This is a genomic window from Clostridium sp. AWRP, assembly GCF_004006395.2.
Lineage (GTDB): Bacteria > Bacillota > Clostridia > Clostridiales > Clostridiaceae > Clostridium_B.
This window is the reverse complement of sequence record NZ_CP029758.2, coordinates 1,974,219-1,990,957: the sequence shown is the minus strand read 5'-3', so window position 1 is coordinate 1,990,957 and position 16,739 is coordinate 1,974,219. Positions and strand designations below refer to the sequence as shown.

General features: G+C 27.7%; 21 protein-coding genes. 2 read left to right on the top strand and 19 right to left on the bottom strand.

Annotated features, from left to right (window positions below; genetic code table 11):
* Positions 1–795 precede the first annotated feature (795 nt).
* The 12 genes from DMR38_RS09290 to DMR38_RS09240 all read right to left on the bottom strand — a co-directional run bounded on the left by DMR38_RS09290 (position 796) and on the right by DMR38_RS09240 (position 7,866).
* On the bottom strand, positions 796–1,512 hold the full coding sequence (locus DMR38_RS09290; RefSeq protein WP_127721008.1) for a flavodoxin family protein: 717 nt from the start codon (positions 1,510–1,512) through the stop codon (positions 796–798).
* Between the two features lie 162 nt (positions 1,513–1,674).
* Positions 1,675–2,364, bottom strand: a complete 690-nt coding sequence (locus DMR38_RS09285) for a DUF2786 domain-containing protein (RefSeq protein ID WP_127721007.1) — start codon at positions 2,362–2,364, stop codon at positions 1,675–1,677.
* A 32-nt stretch (positions 2,365–2,396) separates the two neighbouring features.
* On the bottom strand, positions 2,397–2,558 hold the full coding sequence (locus DMR38_RS21780; protein ID WP_175412960.1) for a hypothetical protein: 162 nt from the start codon (positions 2,556–2,558) through the stop codon (positions 2,397–2,399).
* A 10-nt stretch (positions 2,559–2,568) separates the two neighbouring features.
* Positions 2,569–2,808, bottom strand: coding sequence for a hypothetical protein (locus DMR38_RS09280; protein ID WP_127721006.1), 240 nt, complete (start codon positions 2,806–2,808; stop codon positions 2,569–2,571).
* 32 nt (positions 2,809–2,840) lie between these two features.
* Entirely contained in the window at positions 2,841–3,860 is a 1,020-nt protein-coding gene (locus DMR38_RS09275; protein WP_127721005.1) for a ParB N-terminal domain-containing protein, read from the bottom strand.
* A complete protein-coding gene (locus DMR38_RS09270) occupies positions 3,850–4,614 on the bottom strand; it encodes a ParA family protein (RefSeq protein WP_127721004.1) in 765 nt (254 codons plus the stop codon). The genes DMR38_RS09275 and DMR38_RS09270 overlap by 11 nt, the downstream gene beginning before the upstream one ends.
* A gap of 37 nt (positions 4,615–4,651) precedes the next feature.
* Positions 4,652–5,680, bottom strand: a complete 1,029-nt coding sequence (locus DMR38_RS09265) for a conserved phage C-terminal domain-containing protein (protein WP_243124521.1) — start codon at positions 5,678–5,680, stop codon at positions 4,652–4,654.
* 152 nt (positions 5,681–5,832) lie between these two features.
* On the bottom strand, positions 5,833–5,997 hold the full coding sequence (locus tag DMR38_RS09260; protein WP_127721003.1) for an aspartyl-phosphate phosphatase Spo0E family protein: 165 nt from the start codon (positions 5,995–5,997) through the stop codon (positions 5,833–5,835).
* Complete coding sequence (locus DMR38_RS09255) at positions 5,990–6,421, bottom strand: HTH domain-containing protein (protein ID WP_127721002.1); 432 nt, start codon at positions 6,419–6,421, stop codon at positions 5,990–5,992. The genes DMR38_RS09260 and DMR38_RS09255 overlap by 8 nt, the downstream gene beginning before the upstream one ends.
* 17 nt (positions 6,422–6,438) lie before the next feature.
* On the bottom strand, positions 6,439–6,651 hold the full coding sequence (locus DMR38_RS09250) for a hypothetical protein (RefSeq protein ID WP_127721001.1): 213 nt from the start codon (positions 6,649–6,651) through the stop codon (positions 6,439–6,441).
* A gap of 60 nt (positions 6,652–6,711) precedes the next feature.
* Positions 6,712–7,206, bottom strand: a complete 495-nt coding sequence (locus DMR38_RS09245) for a helix-turn-helix transcriptional regulator (RefSeq protein WP_127721000.1) — start codon at positions 7,204–7,206, stop codon at positions 6,712–6,714.
* A gap of 441 nt (positions 7,207–7,647) precedes the next feature.
* Positions 7,648–7,866, bottom strand: coding sequence for a helix-turn-helix transcriptional regulator (locus DMR38_RS09240; RefSeq protein WP_127720999.1), 219 nt, complete (start codon positions 7,864–7,866; stop codon positions 7,648–7,650).
* A gap of 153 nt (positions 7,867–8,019) precedes the next feature.
* On the opposite strand from DMR38_RS09240, the gene DMR38_RS09235 reads away from it, so the two are divergent.
* Positions 8,020–8,496 (top strand): helix-turn-helix transcriptional regulator, encoded by a 477-nt coding sequence (locus tag DMR38_RS09235; protein WP_127720998.1) that lies wholly within the window; start codon positions 8,020–8,022, stop codon positions 8,494–8,496.
* Positions 8,497–8,642: 146 nt separating this feature from the next.
* On the opposite strand, the gene DMR38_RS21775 is transcribed toward DMR38_RS09235, so the two are convergent.
* From DMR38_RS21775 to DMR38_RS09210, 7 genes are all read right to left on the bottom strand, one after another.
* Entirely contained in the window at positions 8,643–8,792 is a 150-nt protein-coding gene (locus DMR38_RS21775; protein WP_175412959.1) for a hypothetical protein, read from the bottom strand.
* A gap of 255 nt (positions 8,793–9,047) precedes the next feature.
* Positions 9,048–10,775 carry a hypothetical protein gene (locus DMR38_RS09230; RefSeq protein WP_127720997.1) on the bottom strand — a complete coding sequence of 576 codons (1,728 nt, stop codon included), beginning with the start codon at positions 10,773–10,775 and terminating at the stop codon, positions 9,048–9,050.
* On the bottom strand, positions 10,760–11,872 hold the full coding sequence (locus DMR38_RS09225) for a hypothetical protein (RefSeq protein WP_127720996.1): 1,113 nt from the start codon (positions 11,870–11,872) through the stop codon (positions 10,760–10,762). Before DMR38_RS09225 ends, DMR38_RS09230 begins: the two co-directional genes overlap by 16 nt.
* A gap of 285 nt (positions 11,873–12,157) precedes the next feature.
* Complete coding sequence (locus DMR38_RS21770; protein ID WP_127720995.1) at positions 12,158–12,361, bottom strand: hypothetical protein; 204 nt, start codon at positions 12,359–12,361, stop codon at positions 12,158–12,160.
* A 205-nt stretch (positions 12,362–12,566) separates the two neighbouring features.
* Positions 12,567–13,091 (bottom strand): hypothetical protein, encoded by a 525-nt coding sequence (locus tag DMR38_RS09220; protein WP_127720994.1) that lies wholly within the window; start codon positions 13,089–13,091, stop codon positions 12,567–12,569.
* Positions 13,092–13,280: 189 nt separating this feature from the next.
* Positions 13,281–14,039, bottom strand: a complete 759-nt coding sequence (locus DMR38_RS09215) for a hypothetical protein (protein ID WP_127720993.1) — start codon at positions 14,037–14,039, stop codon at positions 13,281–13,283.
* Between the two features lie 606 nt (positions 14,040–14,645).
* Entirely contained in the window at positions 14,646–15,869 is a 1,224-nt protein-coding gene (locus tag DMR38_RS09210; RefSeq protein ID WP_127720992.1) for a HEPN domain-containing protein, read from the bottom strand.
* A gap of 433 nt (positions 15,870–16,302) precedes the next feature.
* On the opposite strand from DMR38_RS09210, the gene DMR38_RS21765 reads away from it, so the two are divergent.
* Positions 16,303–16,674: a hypothetical protein gene (locus DMR38_RS21765; RefSeq protein WP_175412958.1), complete on the top strand. Its 372-nt coding sequence runs from the start codon at positions 16,303–16,305 to the stop codon at positions 16,672–16,674.
* The last annotated feature ends 65 nt before the right edge of the window (positions 16,675–16,739 follow it).

Here is a 16,739-nt window from a genome sequence, read left to right as displayed (position 1 = left end):
ATTAACTAGACTTCATATTATAATGTTAGTTAATTTTATCCCCTCTAACACTAGATTAATTTCCTTATATAGCACATTTTCAAAGATAACTGTTCATACTTTAAATTTAAATGGTCATATCTTATTTTTTTCAACAGCTGCACCTCTGGTGCACCTACTCTTTGATTTACGAACATAAAAAACGCCATAAAATTTTTTAAATAATACGGCGTTTCAGTAAATTATTCACTTTTAATTGTTATGTTAAATAAGAATAAAGTCTATCTATCGTAAATTTCCAGTAAGTAAACATAATCTTTGTAGTAAGCTTTTATCTTTTTATTTTTATAGTTAAGTCAGTAAACTAGAAGATTATTCATTATTTACATTACTTTTTCTTTTTTTTACTAACTACTGTACCACTACCAATGGCTACTGTAATACAAATAATTAAAGTTATAACTTGCCATGATGACCATCCACCAAACTCCATAATTTGTCCTCCTATTATTATCTTTCTATATTATCGAACTCATAATATTTTACTATTTTGCCTTTATTAATAGTAATTATATCATAACTTTTACAAATAAAAGCTGATTATATTTACAATAAATACAAATCATTTACTTCTTCACACCTCATTATTCTATTTTCAAAGACCATCGTTCGTATTTCAATTCTCAGCATTTATGTCGCAATTATTTCATAGTGCGTACTTATTCTAACTTTGTAATAAGTGTATACTATAATTGAAATGCGACGTATAAACACCGCAAAATTCGCTTTGAATAATACAGTGTTTTTATTAAACAACTATATATTTTTTAATATATAGTCAGATCTATTCTTTGCTTCTCTAATATAGATTTCATCAGGAATAAAATTTTGTTCCAGTAACTTCTTGGTCTGCTCTGACAACCTCATATCCATAACAATTTCTTTACCTGCTTTCTCTAAAGTCTTCAAATATGCAGAAATTACAGCATGTAATTCTTTAACTTGTGTACTTAATAAAGCACCTTGGGAAGCATATATTTCTCCAATCACTTCAGTATCAGCATTACGTGCAACTCTTCTAATCCAATGAGAGACTACTTGAAAATGAGATCTTTCAGGGTACCCACAGTTAGATACTATAATAAGTTTTGGTGTCTTGTATCTTCTAATATGCCGGCATTCTCCATCATTATCTTTTTCCCAATAAGGGCTTGCTGTCACAATTAATCGATCTATAAAAACTTTTAGCATACTGGATATGTTATCAAAATATAGTGGCGTAGCTAAAATAAGAATATCTGCCCCTTTCATAGAATATAATATCTCGTTCATATCATCTTTAATTACACATTTTCCAGGACTTTTAAACCAGCAGAACTTGCATGCTTTGCAATATTCAATATTCTTTTCAGCTAAAAAAATATTATTAGTTTGTGCACCCACTTCTTGAGCTCCTTTCAAAAGAGCAGTAACCATGACATTAGTATTACCTGATTTACCTACGTGACTTCCATTAATAGCTACAATTTTCATATTTGATTCCTTCTTTCTTGTTGTGTAAATAAAATTTTACCAAATAATAGAAGTAGTTTATAGTCTTATAATTTGGAAATTTATGTGATATAATATTCTTAGAAAAAAGCCTAGATTTGTATATTTACAATAGTTACGTCGTAAAAATATATTACAAAACAATTAACATTCTAATAAAACAGTTTCATCTGACTTTCCCTGCTCAACTTTATCTGAAATACTAAACTTTTTTCCATCTTCAACCCCTTGGTCATATATCTCTGAATACTCAAAATCAACATCACAATTTAAATTTTTTCTAAAATCCATATTATTATAAGTTTCTGTAACATCAGCATCCCTCATGAGCACAAGGCCCCATTCTCTATTGTTTTGTTTTTGTTTTTCAAATCTATAATTTAATCCTTCTATAAATCCCATAGCATAATCGTTAGTAATGCCCCTCGTACTCATTCTATTTTTTCTATAGCTATATTTAATCACTCTCATTGTACTTTCTATAGAGTCAATCGCATATTCAAGTATTATGTTACAAACCATTGCGTCTTCTTCCTTGCCAAGAAAAACTATTTTATGGGTTCTTTTAGTCTCAAAATAAATATAACATCCAAAATTATTTGCTATAACATCAGCTAATTCTGCCTTCCATTTAGACGTTCTAAATGTTATATCTGACACCTTTTTAATTATTTTACTATTAATCTTTTTAAACTCTTTAACTTCTTTGAGAGATAATTTATATTTTGCCAAGATCTCTTGAGCTTTTATCATAGCCAACTGTGCTTCATTTTCATTACTGCTTTCACTTAACGCAAGAAGTTTTTTAACTTTTTCTATTATTTTTGTATCCACAACCTCACCCCCATGTACATAATTTTTTCATTTTACATATTAACTTTTGATTTCTGATACTCTTTACTTTCTGCATATATAAAATTACCATCTAAAATCTCAACTCTATATCCCCTACTGCTATACTTTTTAACTAGCCTAATCTTATGTTTAAAATTTCTAAACCTTATACATATAACCATTGGTCCCCACATATTTTCTCCCCTAACTTAAATCTGCAGTAATATACCACATATTAAATATTTCTTCAGGCAATATATAAGTGCATACTTGCCATGTAGCTATAACTGGATTATAAAATTTTAATTTCTCACTGGAACTATCAATCTTATAACTATTACCACTGCTGTCACTAGTTATAATCATATTGCTATTACTAATACCTTTCCTCCATGCCTCGATAAACGTATATTTTTTTGTTACATCAATTTTCCCAATATCCATATTTTCTCCTCTCTAAAAGGTGCTCACTGTAATCACCTTTTAAAATTAAAAATATACTTTAACTGGCCTCTCTGTAAGTCATCAATATCTTTTAGATTGCTTTCGCTTAATGTCCTTTTATCTTCTCTAGCAGACATTAACTTTCTTACAAGTAAATCTGCATCATCTTTTAAATTTCTTACTGCCATATTTATTTCTAAATTAAATTCTATATTTTTGATATCATGGTGCTCACTGTGAACACCTTTTTGAGCTTCCAACTTTTTATAATCCTCATTAAAACTTTCTCTAGCTTTCTTTAATCTTTCACATTCTGCAGAAAGTTGCTTTTTGTAATCCTCCTGACCTCTTTTTAACTCATCTTCCTTTTTCTTTATCTCATTTTTTAACCTTTCTACTTCATTCCTATTCAATTCAGCATTTCCTTTTAAGAGTTCATATATAGTGATTTGACCGGGTTCTTCTAGTGATGCTATACTTGCTGCCTTTGACATATCCAAATTATTTTTTAAGAACATTTCTTTAAGCTCTGGAACAAGATCCTTATTAATTTTTTGATATTTACCAACTTGGCTACCTGAGAGATTTAAATCTTTTCCTATCAAATCCCTTGTTTTACCTTCTAACTTTTCACCATTTTTTCTTTTTTGATCATATAGAAATTTAAGCCGTTCTATCTGTTCCATTTTTTCAGCATTTGTAAGTTCCCTAGTTTTTGCATTCGCCTGAATAAGCATTATCTCACTGTCTATCGCATTTATATTTTCTCTTACCTGACATGGTACCTTTTTATAACCTAACTTTTTTAATGCAAGGTACCTTCTTTCACCAGAGATTATTTTATATTTGCCATCATCAAAAGGTGTTACAACTAGATTGTGATAAAGTCCGTTAGCTTTTATATCTTCCATAAGCTCTTCTATATTTCTCATACCATAAAAATTCTTTTCATTTGGTACTATTTGTTCTATATCAATGTTTTTCAAATTGAAATCCTGTTTACTATCAAGGTGATTTACTCTATCTGCAATGCCTTTAAAATTAAATGACATGCTTCATTACCTCCTGGGTAAGAGCTCTATAGTCCTTGCTACTTATGGCATTTTTACAGTATGTTATAACAGGCTGTTGCTCAAATGTTGACTGTATTACTTTAACATTTTCTCTAATAGACACATTGAAAAGCTTATCTTTAAGAGCCTCTTTAAGTTCTGCTTTCATTTTCCTATTTATTGCAGTCCTCTTATCCATTGTTATAAATGCACCTGTAAAATTTAATTTTGGATTAAACTCGTCACTTATCTGGTCTATAGTATCAAGTAAATATCCAAATCCATCTAATGCAAATCGGTCTATCTTAATTGGAACTAAGATATAATCAGATGCTACCAGTGCATTGGTAGTTACAACGCCTAAACTTGGTGGACAATCTATAATCACATAATCATATTCTTCTTTTAAAGCGTCCAATGCTTTTTTTAACCTATTCTCTCTACTTCTCCTAGTATCATTTACTATCTCATTTTCACATAATATCAGCTTTATATTAGCCGGTATTACACTTACACCTTTTACACTTGTATTTTTTATTACCGTATTTACATCTATATCCTTGTCCATAAGCACATCATAGGTTGAAATTCCTTCTGGAGAATAACAGTTTAAATACTGCGTAGCATTACTTTGTGCGTCTGCATCAACTATCAAAACTTTCTTGTTTAGTTCTCCTAAACATGCTGCTATGTTAACAGTACTTACAGTCTTACCAACTCCGCCCTTTATATTTACAATGCTTACCTTTTTCATTCTTTATCAACCTCTTTTTAATATCAATTTACAGCCCTTAACTTATCCCAAGTAATTTCTTTTCCAACTCTTTAAAATCATAATCACGTTGTTTAAAGTTGTTAAAAGTACTCTTATTTGAATTATTTTTAGTGTTTCCTGCTACAACTTTTTGGTTAAGATAACTTTCGAATTTGGTACCAAACAACGTCTCTGGCCTAAGGTATCTTTCCATATCTGTACCTGTCCATTCTTCTGTCTTTTTGCATATAACGGTTTTAAAATCATTTAATCTAAAACCATCATTCCACCTAGCTTTAATTTTTGACCTTGTAGATTCCGTTGTAGCTCTGTAATTAGTTTCTGCTTTAGAATTCAAATACTGCACTATTTCAGCATAAGGTATTTTATTTTGATTATTAGATTTTTCATCTAACAGTTCAGAGTTATCCACATTATGCACATTATCCACAGGCTTGATATTATTTTCATCTTGACTATTATTATTACTATTACTTTTAATTTTAGTTTTAGTTTTAGTTTTAGTTTTAGTTTTGTCCACGTATCGTTCACGATACGTGGGCGTATCGCCCAATTCTTCATTATTTTCATCTGTTTTTGATTGATCATTTTCAGGTGAATCAAATGCTTTTTGATCATCCAACTTACCTATTGATTTTAGAAATAAATCCCTTATAGTTTGACTTTTTATACCTTGGCTTACATAGTCTATAAGCTCCCTGTCTTCTACTGCCGTCAATTCCTTATTCACACAATCTATGATAGGTTTGCCGCCTTTATTAAGATTAAATTTACCCCAATTTTTTATAGCAATCTCTCTAGTCTCCGCATTATACCTAATTAACTTATGATGATCTACAAATCTAACCATCAAACTATCTACCGATTCTATAGAATATCCCATTTCAAATGCTATAAGTTTTTTAGTTATTTTATATATACCTATTTGTGTCGTATGAGGATTTGTTAAGAGGTATATGAAAAATAGCTTATCCTCTGGTGTAAACTTTTCTGTAACTTTTGGATCTTCCCAAAAGCTCGTATATACATATCTATATTTTGCCATAAGTAAATACATCTCCTAATCTATAATTTTTTAATAGAATTGATTTATAGATGTGCATTAAGTTAATTCTTATTGAAAATTCACCTCCATACATGCTATAATGTGGCTAAGGTACTTTGCAGAGTACCCTAACCAAAATAACGATATTAGTTTTAATTGAATCCTTTGCAGAGGATTCTTTTCATATCTTCGACTATAAACTTATCCACCTCTTGACTTATCTCCAATGTTTTTTGATCTAATGTTCCATGCTCATAAGCATACCTATCCAGTTTTTCCCTAAGATCATTTACCTTATTTTTTCTAAAATCAGTCATTTCCACACACCTCTTTCTTTCTTGCTTTTTGAATTCTGTTATATACAGTTTGTATGTTGATATGAAATTTATCTGATAATTCTCTTGCACTAAATCCTTGATTACTCAATTCCAACATTTTTTCTATTTCAGCTCTTGTCCCACGTTTTCTAGGTTTCATTGATATTGATGTATTAATTTTCTTATAAAATAGTCTTACTATAGTACCTGCTTTTACTCCGTAATAACTACCTATTTCTTCATCACTAATACCTTCCTGCCTAAATTTCAATACATCTTGTATATCTTCATATGTCCAGCTAAATACAGGAGCTCTTTTAAACTCAGTTTCATGCGCCAACCTGTCTAAGTATTTGAAAGCCACTTCCTGAGGGCATTTTTTCTCAGCAGCTATTAAAAGTGCTACCATATTTTCAAATACCATAGTTTTACCTCCTTCCTTTAATACCAACTTCCATCTTTTAAGATATGCAACCAGTCGCCATCACTTAAAACAACTTTAAGATACTTACTGTCTATTCTTTTTACTGAAGTTGGCACATGATCCTCTGGATGCTCCCATGCCTTGTAAAATTTCTCACAAAACCTTCTAAAAACTTCTCTACCCTCTTTGTCCAATTTGCTAAAACCTTTTACTTTCTCTGGATTAAACATTCCCTTCCCTCCTTTAAATCTCTTAAAAGATTTTTTATGTTTTCTGGCATTTCAGCCATATTAATAACTTCCTTTCCTTTCAATATTTTTCTGGACCCAAAGCTTTAATTCCTGAGATTCAACTGAAATCTTATCCAATGTTTTCACAATATGATCCAACTTCGGTTTTTCATATTCTGTAATGATTCCATCCTCTGTAATATCTAATAGTTCTTTTTTCACCTCATTAATATTTTCTAGTGAAGATACAATTTGAATTGTAATTCTGTCCATTTCTAAAACTTCAATGTGTGGAACACTATATTTCCCTATAGGACACTCCTTACAACAGTAATAATTCATAAGTTCTGGTGCATTATAAATTTCAGCCATTTTAACTACCACATCAGTAGGTATTTGCTTACATACTCCTGTTTCATAATTTAATAATGAACTAGGGCTTACTCCAAGTATTTCACTCGTGCCTTCTCTACTTCTAAGTTTGTCATTAAAACTTGATGCTTCTATTCTTGCCTTTTTATAGACAGTATCAGTATCTTTTATGTTTCTACCCATATGTTTTCATCTCTTTTCTTTAATCAAATTACACTTTTTAGCAATGAAAGTTGTATGAAATTGTAGTTAATTTATGCTATTTTATTGCTAAAATTAATATATAAAAGAATGTTTATATATTTTTTATCTTTAGTTCACTGCTTTTATAACCTTAGCTGCAATCTTTTTACTATAAGTTTGATAATTTTTTTAATCTTTCTGGAGGCATATTAACAATAATTTTTGCTAATACTTTTACGTATCTAAGTTGTAATTCATCTTTTAGTTCATCAGTTTCTGGATAACTCACAGTAACAGATTTAATTTTGTTTTTCAGCTTAATCGCCTCCTAGTTTATTCTTATGAAAGTTAATGATTGTCCTATTTTAAATTTTCAAAAGATATGATTTAATTTTTAGCCTTTTGAATTGATTTTTTAGGCTGAAAGGATTAATTTAAAATTTAAGCAGTTTGTTTATCATGGTTTACATTGTTTTCAAAAAAAATTTCATTTACATCTTTTCTTAGAAATTTACTTATTTTTAAAACAATATTATAAGCTGGATTAGCTTTATTGTTTTCAATTTTTGATAAATATTGCCTAGATATATTTATTGATTTAGCGAGTTGATCTTGCGAAATTTTTGATTTTTTTCTATAATAAGCAATTCTGTTAACCATATATTACGTCTCCTTTGTTTGTGTCATTCTTGGTTTACAAGTTTTATTCTAATACTTTCTTTTATTTTTGTCAACTATGATTTACAAAATAAATACAAACTATTTTTTGTAAACAATAGTTGACATGGTATAATATAAATGAGGTGTCGTAAAATGAAAACATTGGGTGAGTTAATTAAAAAATATAGAAATAATAACAACTTATCTTTAAGAGATTTCGGTGACAGATGTGGATTAAGTCACGCATACATTGATAAGCTCGAAAAAGGTATTGACCCTCGTAGTGGAAAAAAAGTGGAACCTACCCTTGATACAATATGCAAGATAGCTAAGATTTTAGGTAAATCCACAAATCAACTATTAGAGGAAACAGGTTATATTAAACCTAATCCAAAATCAGAGGAAATCATGGAAAAATGTAACGAACTCTTAGAGGATTATATAAAGAAACACAAAAATGATGATGAAAATGAAGTCATATCTAAAGGTTTATATACTACACTCATAATAAAGAAACTATTTGAAGATGGGCTTATTGGTGAGGACGGCGAAATAGACGATTCATATGTAGAAATGATAAAAGCATCTTTAAAAACTGATAGCAAGCTCTTAAATAAGGACAAAAAATAATTTTTAGTCCTTATTTAAGAGTCAGAATGGTTAATTTACTTAAAAAATATAAGTTGAGAAGAAAAAAGTATAACTAACTAATGGCTTTGCCATATAAATTTTTACTGTCACATCATCGGCTAACCGAATCCTTTCAGTAATAACTCTTATGTTGTTAATTTTTTAAGAAGTCTATCTTTGTTTTTGTAATAAATATCTGCTGTTTCAAGACAAAAATCATGCTTTAAATCAAGATAGGTAAATTTTGAACTTTTTATTGTTACTGGAATATTATTACTATACAATTCAGTACTCAAATCATATTTTTGCTTCTTGGATTATTCCCATCCACTCTGATACGTCATAAATGCTCTTATTAAGCTATAAACTCCCCCTGGTGTATAGCTTAAAAATAAACGGCCATTCGTTTAAAATGGTCGTAATTTATTATGCCACTATACCGGGTAATCTATCGCTTACTAAGTATTAAATTTTTAATGGAATTCCTTTATTATAAAAATATTTTTGTCCAATATTTAAATAATTTCAAATTCCTTGCATTATTCATTTTCTTATTCATTCATAATATTTAGCGTATCTTCTAAATAGTTATTCATACTATTATCATATAAAGTTAAGAAAGCACGTTCTTTAGTTGCTCCTCCTATACAAATTAAATTAGCTTCTCCATTAAAATACTCTTTATTATATTTATATACACTTTCTTCATTCTCTTTCGTCTCAGCCATTGATAATATTAATTGCGTATCACCAGGCTTGTATTTTCCAATAAATTTCATAATGACATTTTTATTTGATTGCTCAATATCTTCTTTAAAAACAGCATCTAACATAAATGGAAATCGTTGAACATTCTCTGTTCTTGCTATAAGTTTATTAAATGCAAAATTATAGGCAAGTATTGTTTTATGAAGTTCTACTCCTTGAGAAGGGAAAGCTGAAATCTTATATAATAAATTATATCGTCCTCCTTTTAAGGGTTTTACTCCTAATTCATCTAAGTAATCTAAAAAAATATCTGAAAACTCCTTACATTTATCTAATCTGGATTTTTCAACTTCTTCTTGTGTTTTAAAGTCTTTTAAACTGTCTTTGATTTTTATTTTTTCAGTAGTCAATTCTCCTAATTTATATTTAATATTATTAATTAATTTAGCATTAACTTTATTTTTTATCCAACTATCAAATGAAAGATCATAATTAAAATACTTTCTCAAAATATTATACTCTTTTAACATATTCAATTTTTGGTTATCTATCTTTTTTCTTAAAGAATTAATTTCTGATTGCAAATTCTTAATTTTCTCTCTACATTTTTTCATTTCTTTTTTAGTGTCATTATCTTCTTGGAAATATTTATATGATGACTCTATACTAAAAGGGAGTTTTTGATTACAAGTAGGGCATACCCCTCCTTCAGGGTTTTGATACTTATGGTGTCTAGAAACTTTTCTTAATAAAGACATTCTCTGTTGATAATAACTTTGTTCATTACATTTTGATATGTATTTTTCTTCATACTCATTTATAATTCTCTGATTATCATTGTGAGACTCTATATATTCCCTCGATTCATTAGCAAACTGTTCATCTACTAACTTTGTAATCTGAAATTCATCATTACTTTTTTCAGTATTTATATAAAATTTTATTTTCTCTTCTTTATCTCTTAATTGTATTTCTAATCCTCTCTTTTTCTCTCTATCAACAAATGACTCAATACCTAAATAATAGTCTAAATAGTCTTCTTTGAAATTTTTATAAAACTCAAGGCTATTAAAAGATTTTCGTATATATACCCAACCCACTGGTTGAGATACATAGTATGGCAAAAACATTGCTTCTATTGGAGCAACTTTATATTCATTTTTATTTTCTAATTTTAATGTAAATCCAAATAATTTATGCATATATTCTTTTAATTTAATATGTTCTACAGAGTTGTCCGCATTAATCCCATTAAATCTTAATACTGGTCTATTCACTTTTTTGATAAATACAGTTTCATCATCTCTAATAAAAACAATCTTTTCATCTACATTATTTTTTGTTATTATACAATCTATTCTAAAAAAAACATCTTCTTCAAGAATCTCTTGTAAATACTCATTACCATCGTTTATCCCCATAGTATACATAATGGCCTGGAAAATCGTACTTTTTCCAGATGTGTTTTTCCCATAAATAATATTTACATATTTTCCAAATTTTATATAAGAGTATTTGTTATTTTTTTCTGAATAGGCAAAGAGACTATTTATTGTTAATTTTGTCCCCATAACATTTCCCTCACTTCTATATAAGCTGCATAAATTGCTGCTTTTATATTTAATTCTGATAGTTGAGAGCTTATATTATTTTTAAATTTTTTGTATAATTCTTGAATACAGTCAACATCATTTGTGAAATTATTCATTATATCACTGTTATCCTTAACAAAACCAAATATTTTAATATGTTCTACTTGTTGTAAGTCTTTAAATCTATCGAAGCTATTATCAAAATTAAGTTCAAAAGTAGCTCGCTTTGAAATGGCAATGTTTAATTTATTGCATATCTCTTTTTTTTCTTCACGCCATAAGTTAAATGCCATTTTTTTTGTAGTAATAATATTAATGGTTTGATTTATTTTATCACAGCTAATACGTTTTGATTGGTCCACTAATGTTGCCGTATTTCCTTGATTTAAAGTATTTTCAATATCTCTAAATAAGAGCAATAAGGCATCTACTGCAGCCTTAGGGTCATTAACTCTATCCCCAAATATTCTATTAAATTCTCCTACCAAACAATCTTTTTGATCCAAGCTCTTCTTTGGGAAATCAATGTATCCCATTGAAACGTTATTTAACTCTTTCAGTTCTCCTGTGTTATCTTTCAACATTTTTTTTATTTGACTTTTAATTCTATTACTAATTTCTTCATCTAATTCCGTAAATTTCACTTTGCTATTACTCTCATTAATAGTTATAGTTTTTCTTTTGTTTTTTCCACTTTTCCCATTATTCAATATAATAGAGTTATTAGTTATAAATTCTAGATTATGTGTATAATTTTTTACTTTTAATATACTATTATCTGCATATAAAGATGCTCCAACTTCCACCATTTTTTTTATTAAATCATACATATTTTTACCCAATGTCCATGGTTTAGAAGATTTCTTTGCTTGATAAGAATCAATTGAAGAAATAAATTTATCACCTGTCATGTAACAGAACAAAAAATCGTCATGATGCTCTAAACAAATAAAATATTTTTTGTCTTTTAAATCGTGATACTTTTCAAACAAAATGTGTAACACACAATGCTTTTGAAATTCTATGCCAGTTGAACAGTTAACACCTGCATTTACAGCCTTATTTTGTTCATTCATGTTTCTCCTCTCCCACGATTATTCTAATAATTATCTATTCAAAACAATTATTTTATGTAATTCTAAATATACTTAAGCCCTTTTTTGATTTTACAATTTCCAATTATTAAGTATAGCTTTAATTCAGAAGTACGCTGTATATAATCAAGTAAATATATAACATATCTTACTTTAATCCTATTGTTTACTATATTCTACATAATTAATTATAATCCTTCTTTAAAATGTAAAAACCTTTATTACTTAGATATGACTTTAAATACGATAGTACTGTAACTCGTAATTTTAATTTGAATAAATATGTTGAAAACTTCTAGAAACACGATTTTCCTTCCAATAACTTATAGAAAAAATTTTTAATATGAATAAAATGTATTTTGATGATTTACAGGAAATAATAACCGCTTGTTTTAATTCCATTATTCCTACACCAAAAAGATACGTTTCCTCCACTGTTCCTACACTCACATATAATTTTAATCTATTCATTCTATAATTTTGTGTTGTTTGAAACTTATTTCACATTTTTTGAGTAGTTTCTATCCACTCTCTTATTTGACACTTACTATTCATCATTACAATAATAAATTTACAGTAAAACTAAAATTAAGTTACATCTATTAAACAAATTGGAATTTGTCGTGCTTCGCTTTATGCTCACTTTATATATATTTACCACCGAAAATTGTTCCCTTTATATATATTTACCACCGAAAATTGTTCCATCAAGAGCGTTTTCATATGTTGCAGTATGTAGTTCAGCATTATTCACATAATCTTGGTTACGATAATTATTATAACAATGTCCAAGTGCTAATCCGAAATCATCAACACGTTTCTTAACATCAGGTTCACTCCTTACAGCAGCAGCTGTCATGAAAAATAATCTTTCAAAAGATAACACCTTATATTTTTCATATTCAATTGCTCCTTTTGAATAAAAATCATAATCCAAACGTGATACACTTCGTAGTAATTCAAATTGATTAAATTTAATACCCAAGTCTCCCCAGGTATCTATTTTACACTCGGAATATTTACTTGCTAAAATTTGATAATCTTCATTTGATATAATTAAGTCAATATCATCACCACATTTACGCAACCCATAATACTCCATTGCAAGGCCACCCACGATGATAGGTTTTGATGAAAAGGTTATGCTTATGCAAGTTAAATCAATGGCATTATCAACAACGGATTTATTTCCAAGTATCATAAAAAACCCCTTTCTATGTTGTGCATAAATAATATGTACTACAAATTTCTAATTTGTACATTTCATTATTTATAAATTTTCTTAATAATTTAATATTAAACAACTTCACAAATTACTATTTGTAATAAAATACTAATGCTATTTTGACTCTTAAGATTATACAATAGACTATTTAACTCTATTTTTTATTTATTTCATATTTACTTCTATACCTGCAAAGAAATCATCTAAAGTATATATTTCACAATCATCAATAGGATTTATAAAAAAAGTTCTTGGTTCATCAATGAATGTATCATACAAAATAAAACGATATTCTTGCTGAAGTTTAAAAAATTCATCTTTACATAAAAGAAAACGATGAACATTATTTTGATTTATACTCATTTCTCTTTTACCAATATTATTAAAGTTTGTTTGAAAAATAAAATTAATAAACTTATCGGTTAAACGATTATTTTTGTAGTAAAAAACTTTATTATCGCAAATATGGTTTTTGATGTTAGTATGAATATTTTCAATAAAAGCTAAAGGATTTTTTATAATTAATACAGAATCAGCATTACGAAAGTGATTTTTTATCAAGTTTGATTGTTCTTTATTAAACTTAATCTTATAATGATTTTTACCTTCATATTCTATACAATTTTCCTTTGTTCCAGCCATGATACAAAATACTGCTTTATTTTTATTCCCTTCAAAATCAATAGAAAAAGGTATGTTGTTAACTACATATTCATTGTCTGTAGACTTGTTGGGGATAAATTTTGCACTAACAGTGAAAATATTGAACATACCATCGTATTTGTCACCTTGACCCCTTATAAATTGTTCTTCTTCTATTTTTCGAAAATTTTCAGCATTTGAAAAATACATATTACCATTTTTTAGCTTTTTGAGGTTACTTAATTCACTAAACTTGGCCAAAAATAAAATATTTCTATCCATACATTAATACCCCCATAAGTTTAAATTAAAATTCAATATAAGTATTACAATTACCTTCAGTCTTCATTAGCCTTATAAAAAATTATTTCTCCAGATTTCTGTGAACTTTCTTCTCAAATTTGACAATATTAGTAGAAGGATATCAGTACTTTACGGACACCTTTCTCTATCAAGTTGAGCTATCAAAGTATTATCTATAAACTTCGGTTTTGAATTTTATGTAATAATCCTTTTTAAAATGGCATAACATCAATAGTTTATGTATTATAACATATTATCCAGAACTAATGTTTTTTACCTTGACTTAAAACTTTGGATGAAAAATGGAGAAAAATTTATAAAACTGCACTTCTAGTAATGTCAACACTTCCCGAGTAGTAGTCAATTTAACCACTGCTCAAAATATTTGTATATTATATTTGCTATTTTAAATTTATACGTTTCTGTCTTCCGTATAGTCCATATAATTAACATTAAGTTATTTACAGGAATTATATGTCTAAATATAAATAACTCTTAAAATGGCTCCACACATGTGTATTCCTTATATATTCTATTATTAATACAAAAATTATTTATCTATTAAGAAGCATACTTAATTCAATCCTAACTATATTTTTTATTTTTAACCCATTCCTGAATATCCTGAATAGATTTTATATTTTGAAAATCTGGCAACGTTAATATTTTTACAATTAAATCTCTTGCCATTAGAAATGCAGTTTTTAAATCTTCCTCTGAAACTGACTGACTTCTACCATGTGCAATGTCTGATCTTTTAGAATATAAATCTTTAAATGTTTTTTCAATGTCAATTCTTTCTTCCAATTTGCTACCAATTATGAATGATGCATATTCTGATATTTGACTTGCTATAGATGGTGAAACAATGCCTCCTTTATTTAACTGCAACAATGCTTCAATCGCAAAAATAAACTGAATAAAAGCTTTGCCTTCATCTAAATCATTTAGCCCTTTACCAATCCATTCAATAGCCACCAATAACCTCTTTTCTATTTCTGAGTTATTATTTTTTTTAGCTATTTCCCATATTTTTTTATTTCCAAATTCATTATTTATAAGATATGACTCCTCCAAATCAACTTTTCTCGATCTTGTAGTATTTAATCTCATATCACTGATAGTACATCCATCATCACATAACATCCTGGCATATTCATATGAGGGATGCATATAATTAAATATAGCAACATTATAATAATGTGAAATATCTTTTATCATAAACCTAATAATATTCTCGAATTGTACAAATTTTCTATTAGCTAATATTTTTGCTTTTTCACCATCCCTGGCCTTAACCATAACTTTAATAAAATATTTATTACTATTATTGCTTTCCAAATTAGCGTTTGGGTACTGTTGGTCTAATATTCGTTTATGATTATCCAAATTATATATAGTAAAATCTCCAAATTGTAATGGTTTAACTGAATTCATTTTTATTCCATAAATTTGTCTAAATGCTGTCCAATTTTCATTTTTTAACGACAATAGATACTTGAATATTTTTTTTAAGTCTTCGATTTCAATTTCAGTTTTATTTTCAAAAGACTGTATAATAACTTTTATAATTTCATTTTCTATAGTTTCTAACGATACTGTATCCCATAGTTCTGTACAATTTTCCCATATTTTATTAATTATTTTATTATAATTCTTTGCTTTTTCTTTATCTTGAAGAACTAATTCCTTCCCAGGCATAGTACAAATAGGAACAGTATCATGATCAGGTTTATTATTAAAATTTACATTATATTTACTACTACTTTTAATTTTTTTTATCAAGTATAAAATTTTTTCATAATTCATAATCTTATATACCTTCTTATAATATAAAATATATTTTTAATATTTACTTCTACACAAAATTTCTAAATTCCTGCTAATTTTTACAAAAAATAAAGGACTTTGTATTTCATGAACTCCCTATTCTTCAATAATTTTAAGTAATAATCATTTCAACCACACCTAATTCTGATACATAATTTATAACCCCTTTTCTTCTACTGTAAGCAATGCTTCTAACTCCTCCATACCTCTTATCAGCAGTTCAGTTAATACTGTATTTAAAATAATTACCAAAACTCAGCCTTCTTAAAATATAATTTCATGATATAATGTTAATTGATCTGGAATATAATTTATAAATGTATAGAGCAAACAAAAGGATCTATTATAATGAATAATGAAGAAAAAATATTAATCGATTTATGAACCCTTGCTATCATAAAGGAGAATAATTATGGAAAATGATAAAATGTTTGAATTCATGACTAAAATGTACGCTGACTTAAAACAAACTCAGGAAAAGATGTATTCCAAAATGCAAAATGGATTTGAAAATGTTAATAAAAAAATCGGTGATTTAGATAAAAAAGTTGATAAGAATACTCTAATGCTTGAAAAGCAAGAGAAAAACATACAATTATTATCTGAAGGTCATAAAAACCTATCAGAACAAATGGATCGTAAATTTGAAGAAGTAAATAAGACTATAGATAGGAATTACTCTCTCCATGACAGAGCTATTAAAGATATCTCACAAACATCCAGTAAAGGTGAAAAAGCTTATGATTTTATAAAAGAACTCTCTAATAAAAACTTTGGCAACTAATCTGTGTTTCAAACATATAAGATACTTTCTTATATGTTTTTTAGTTTGCATATACCAAAACTTCT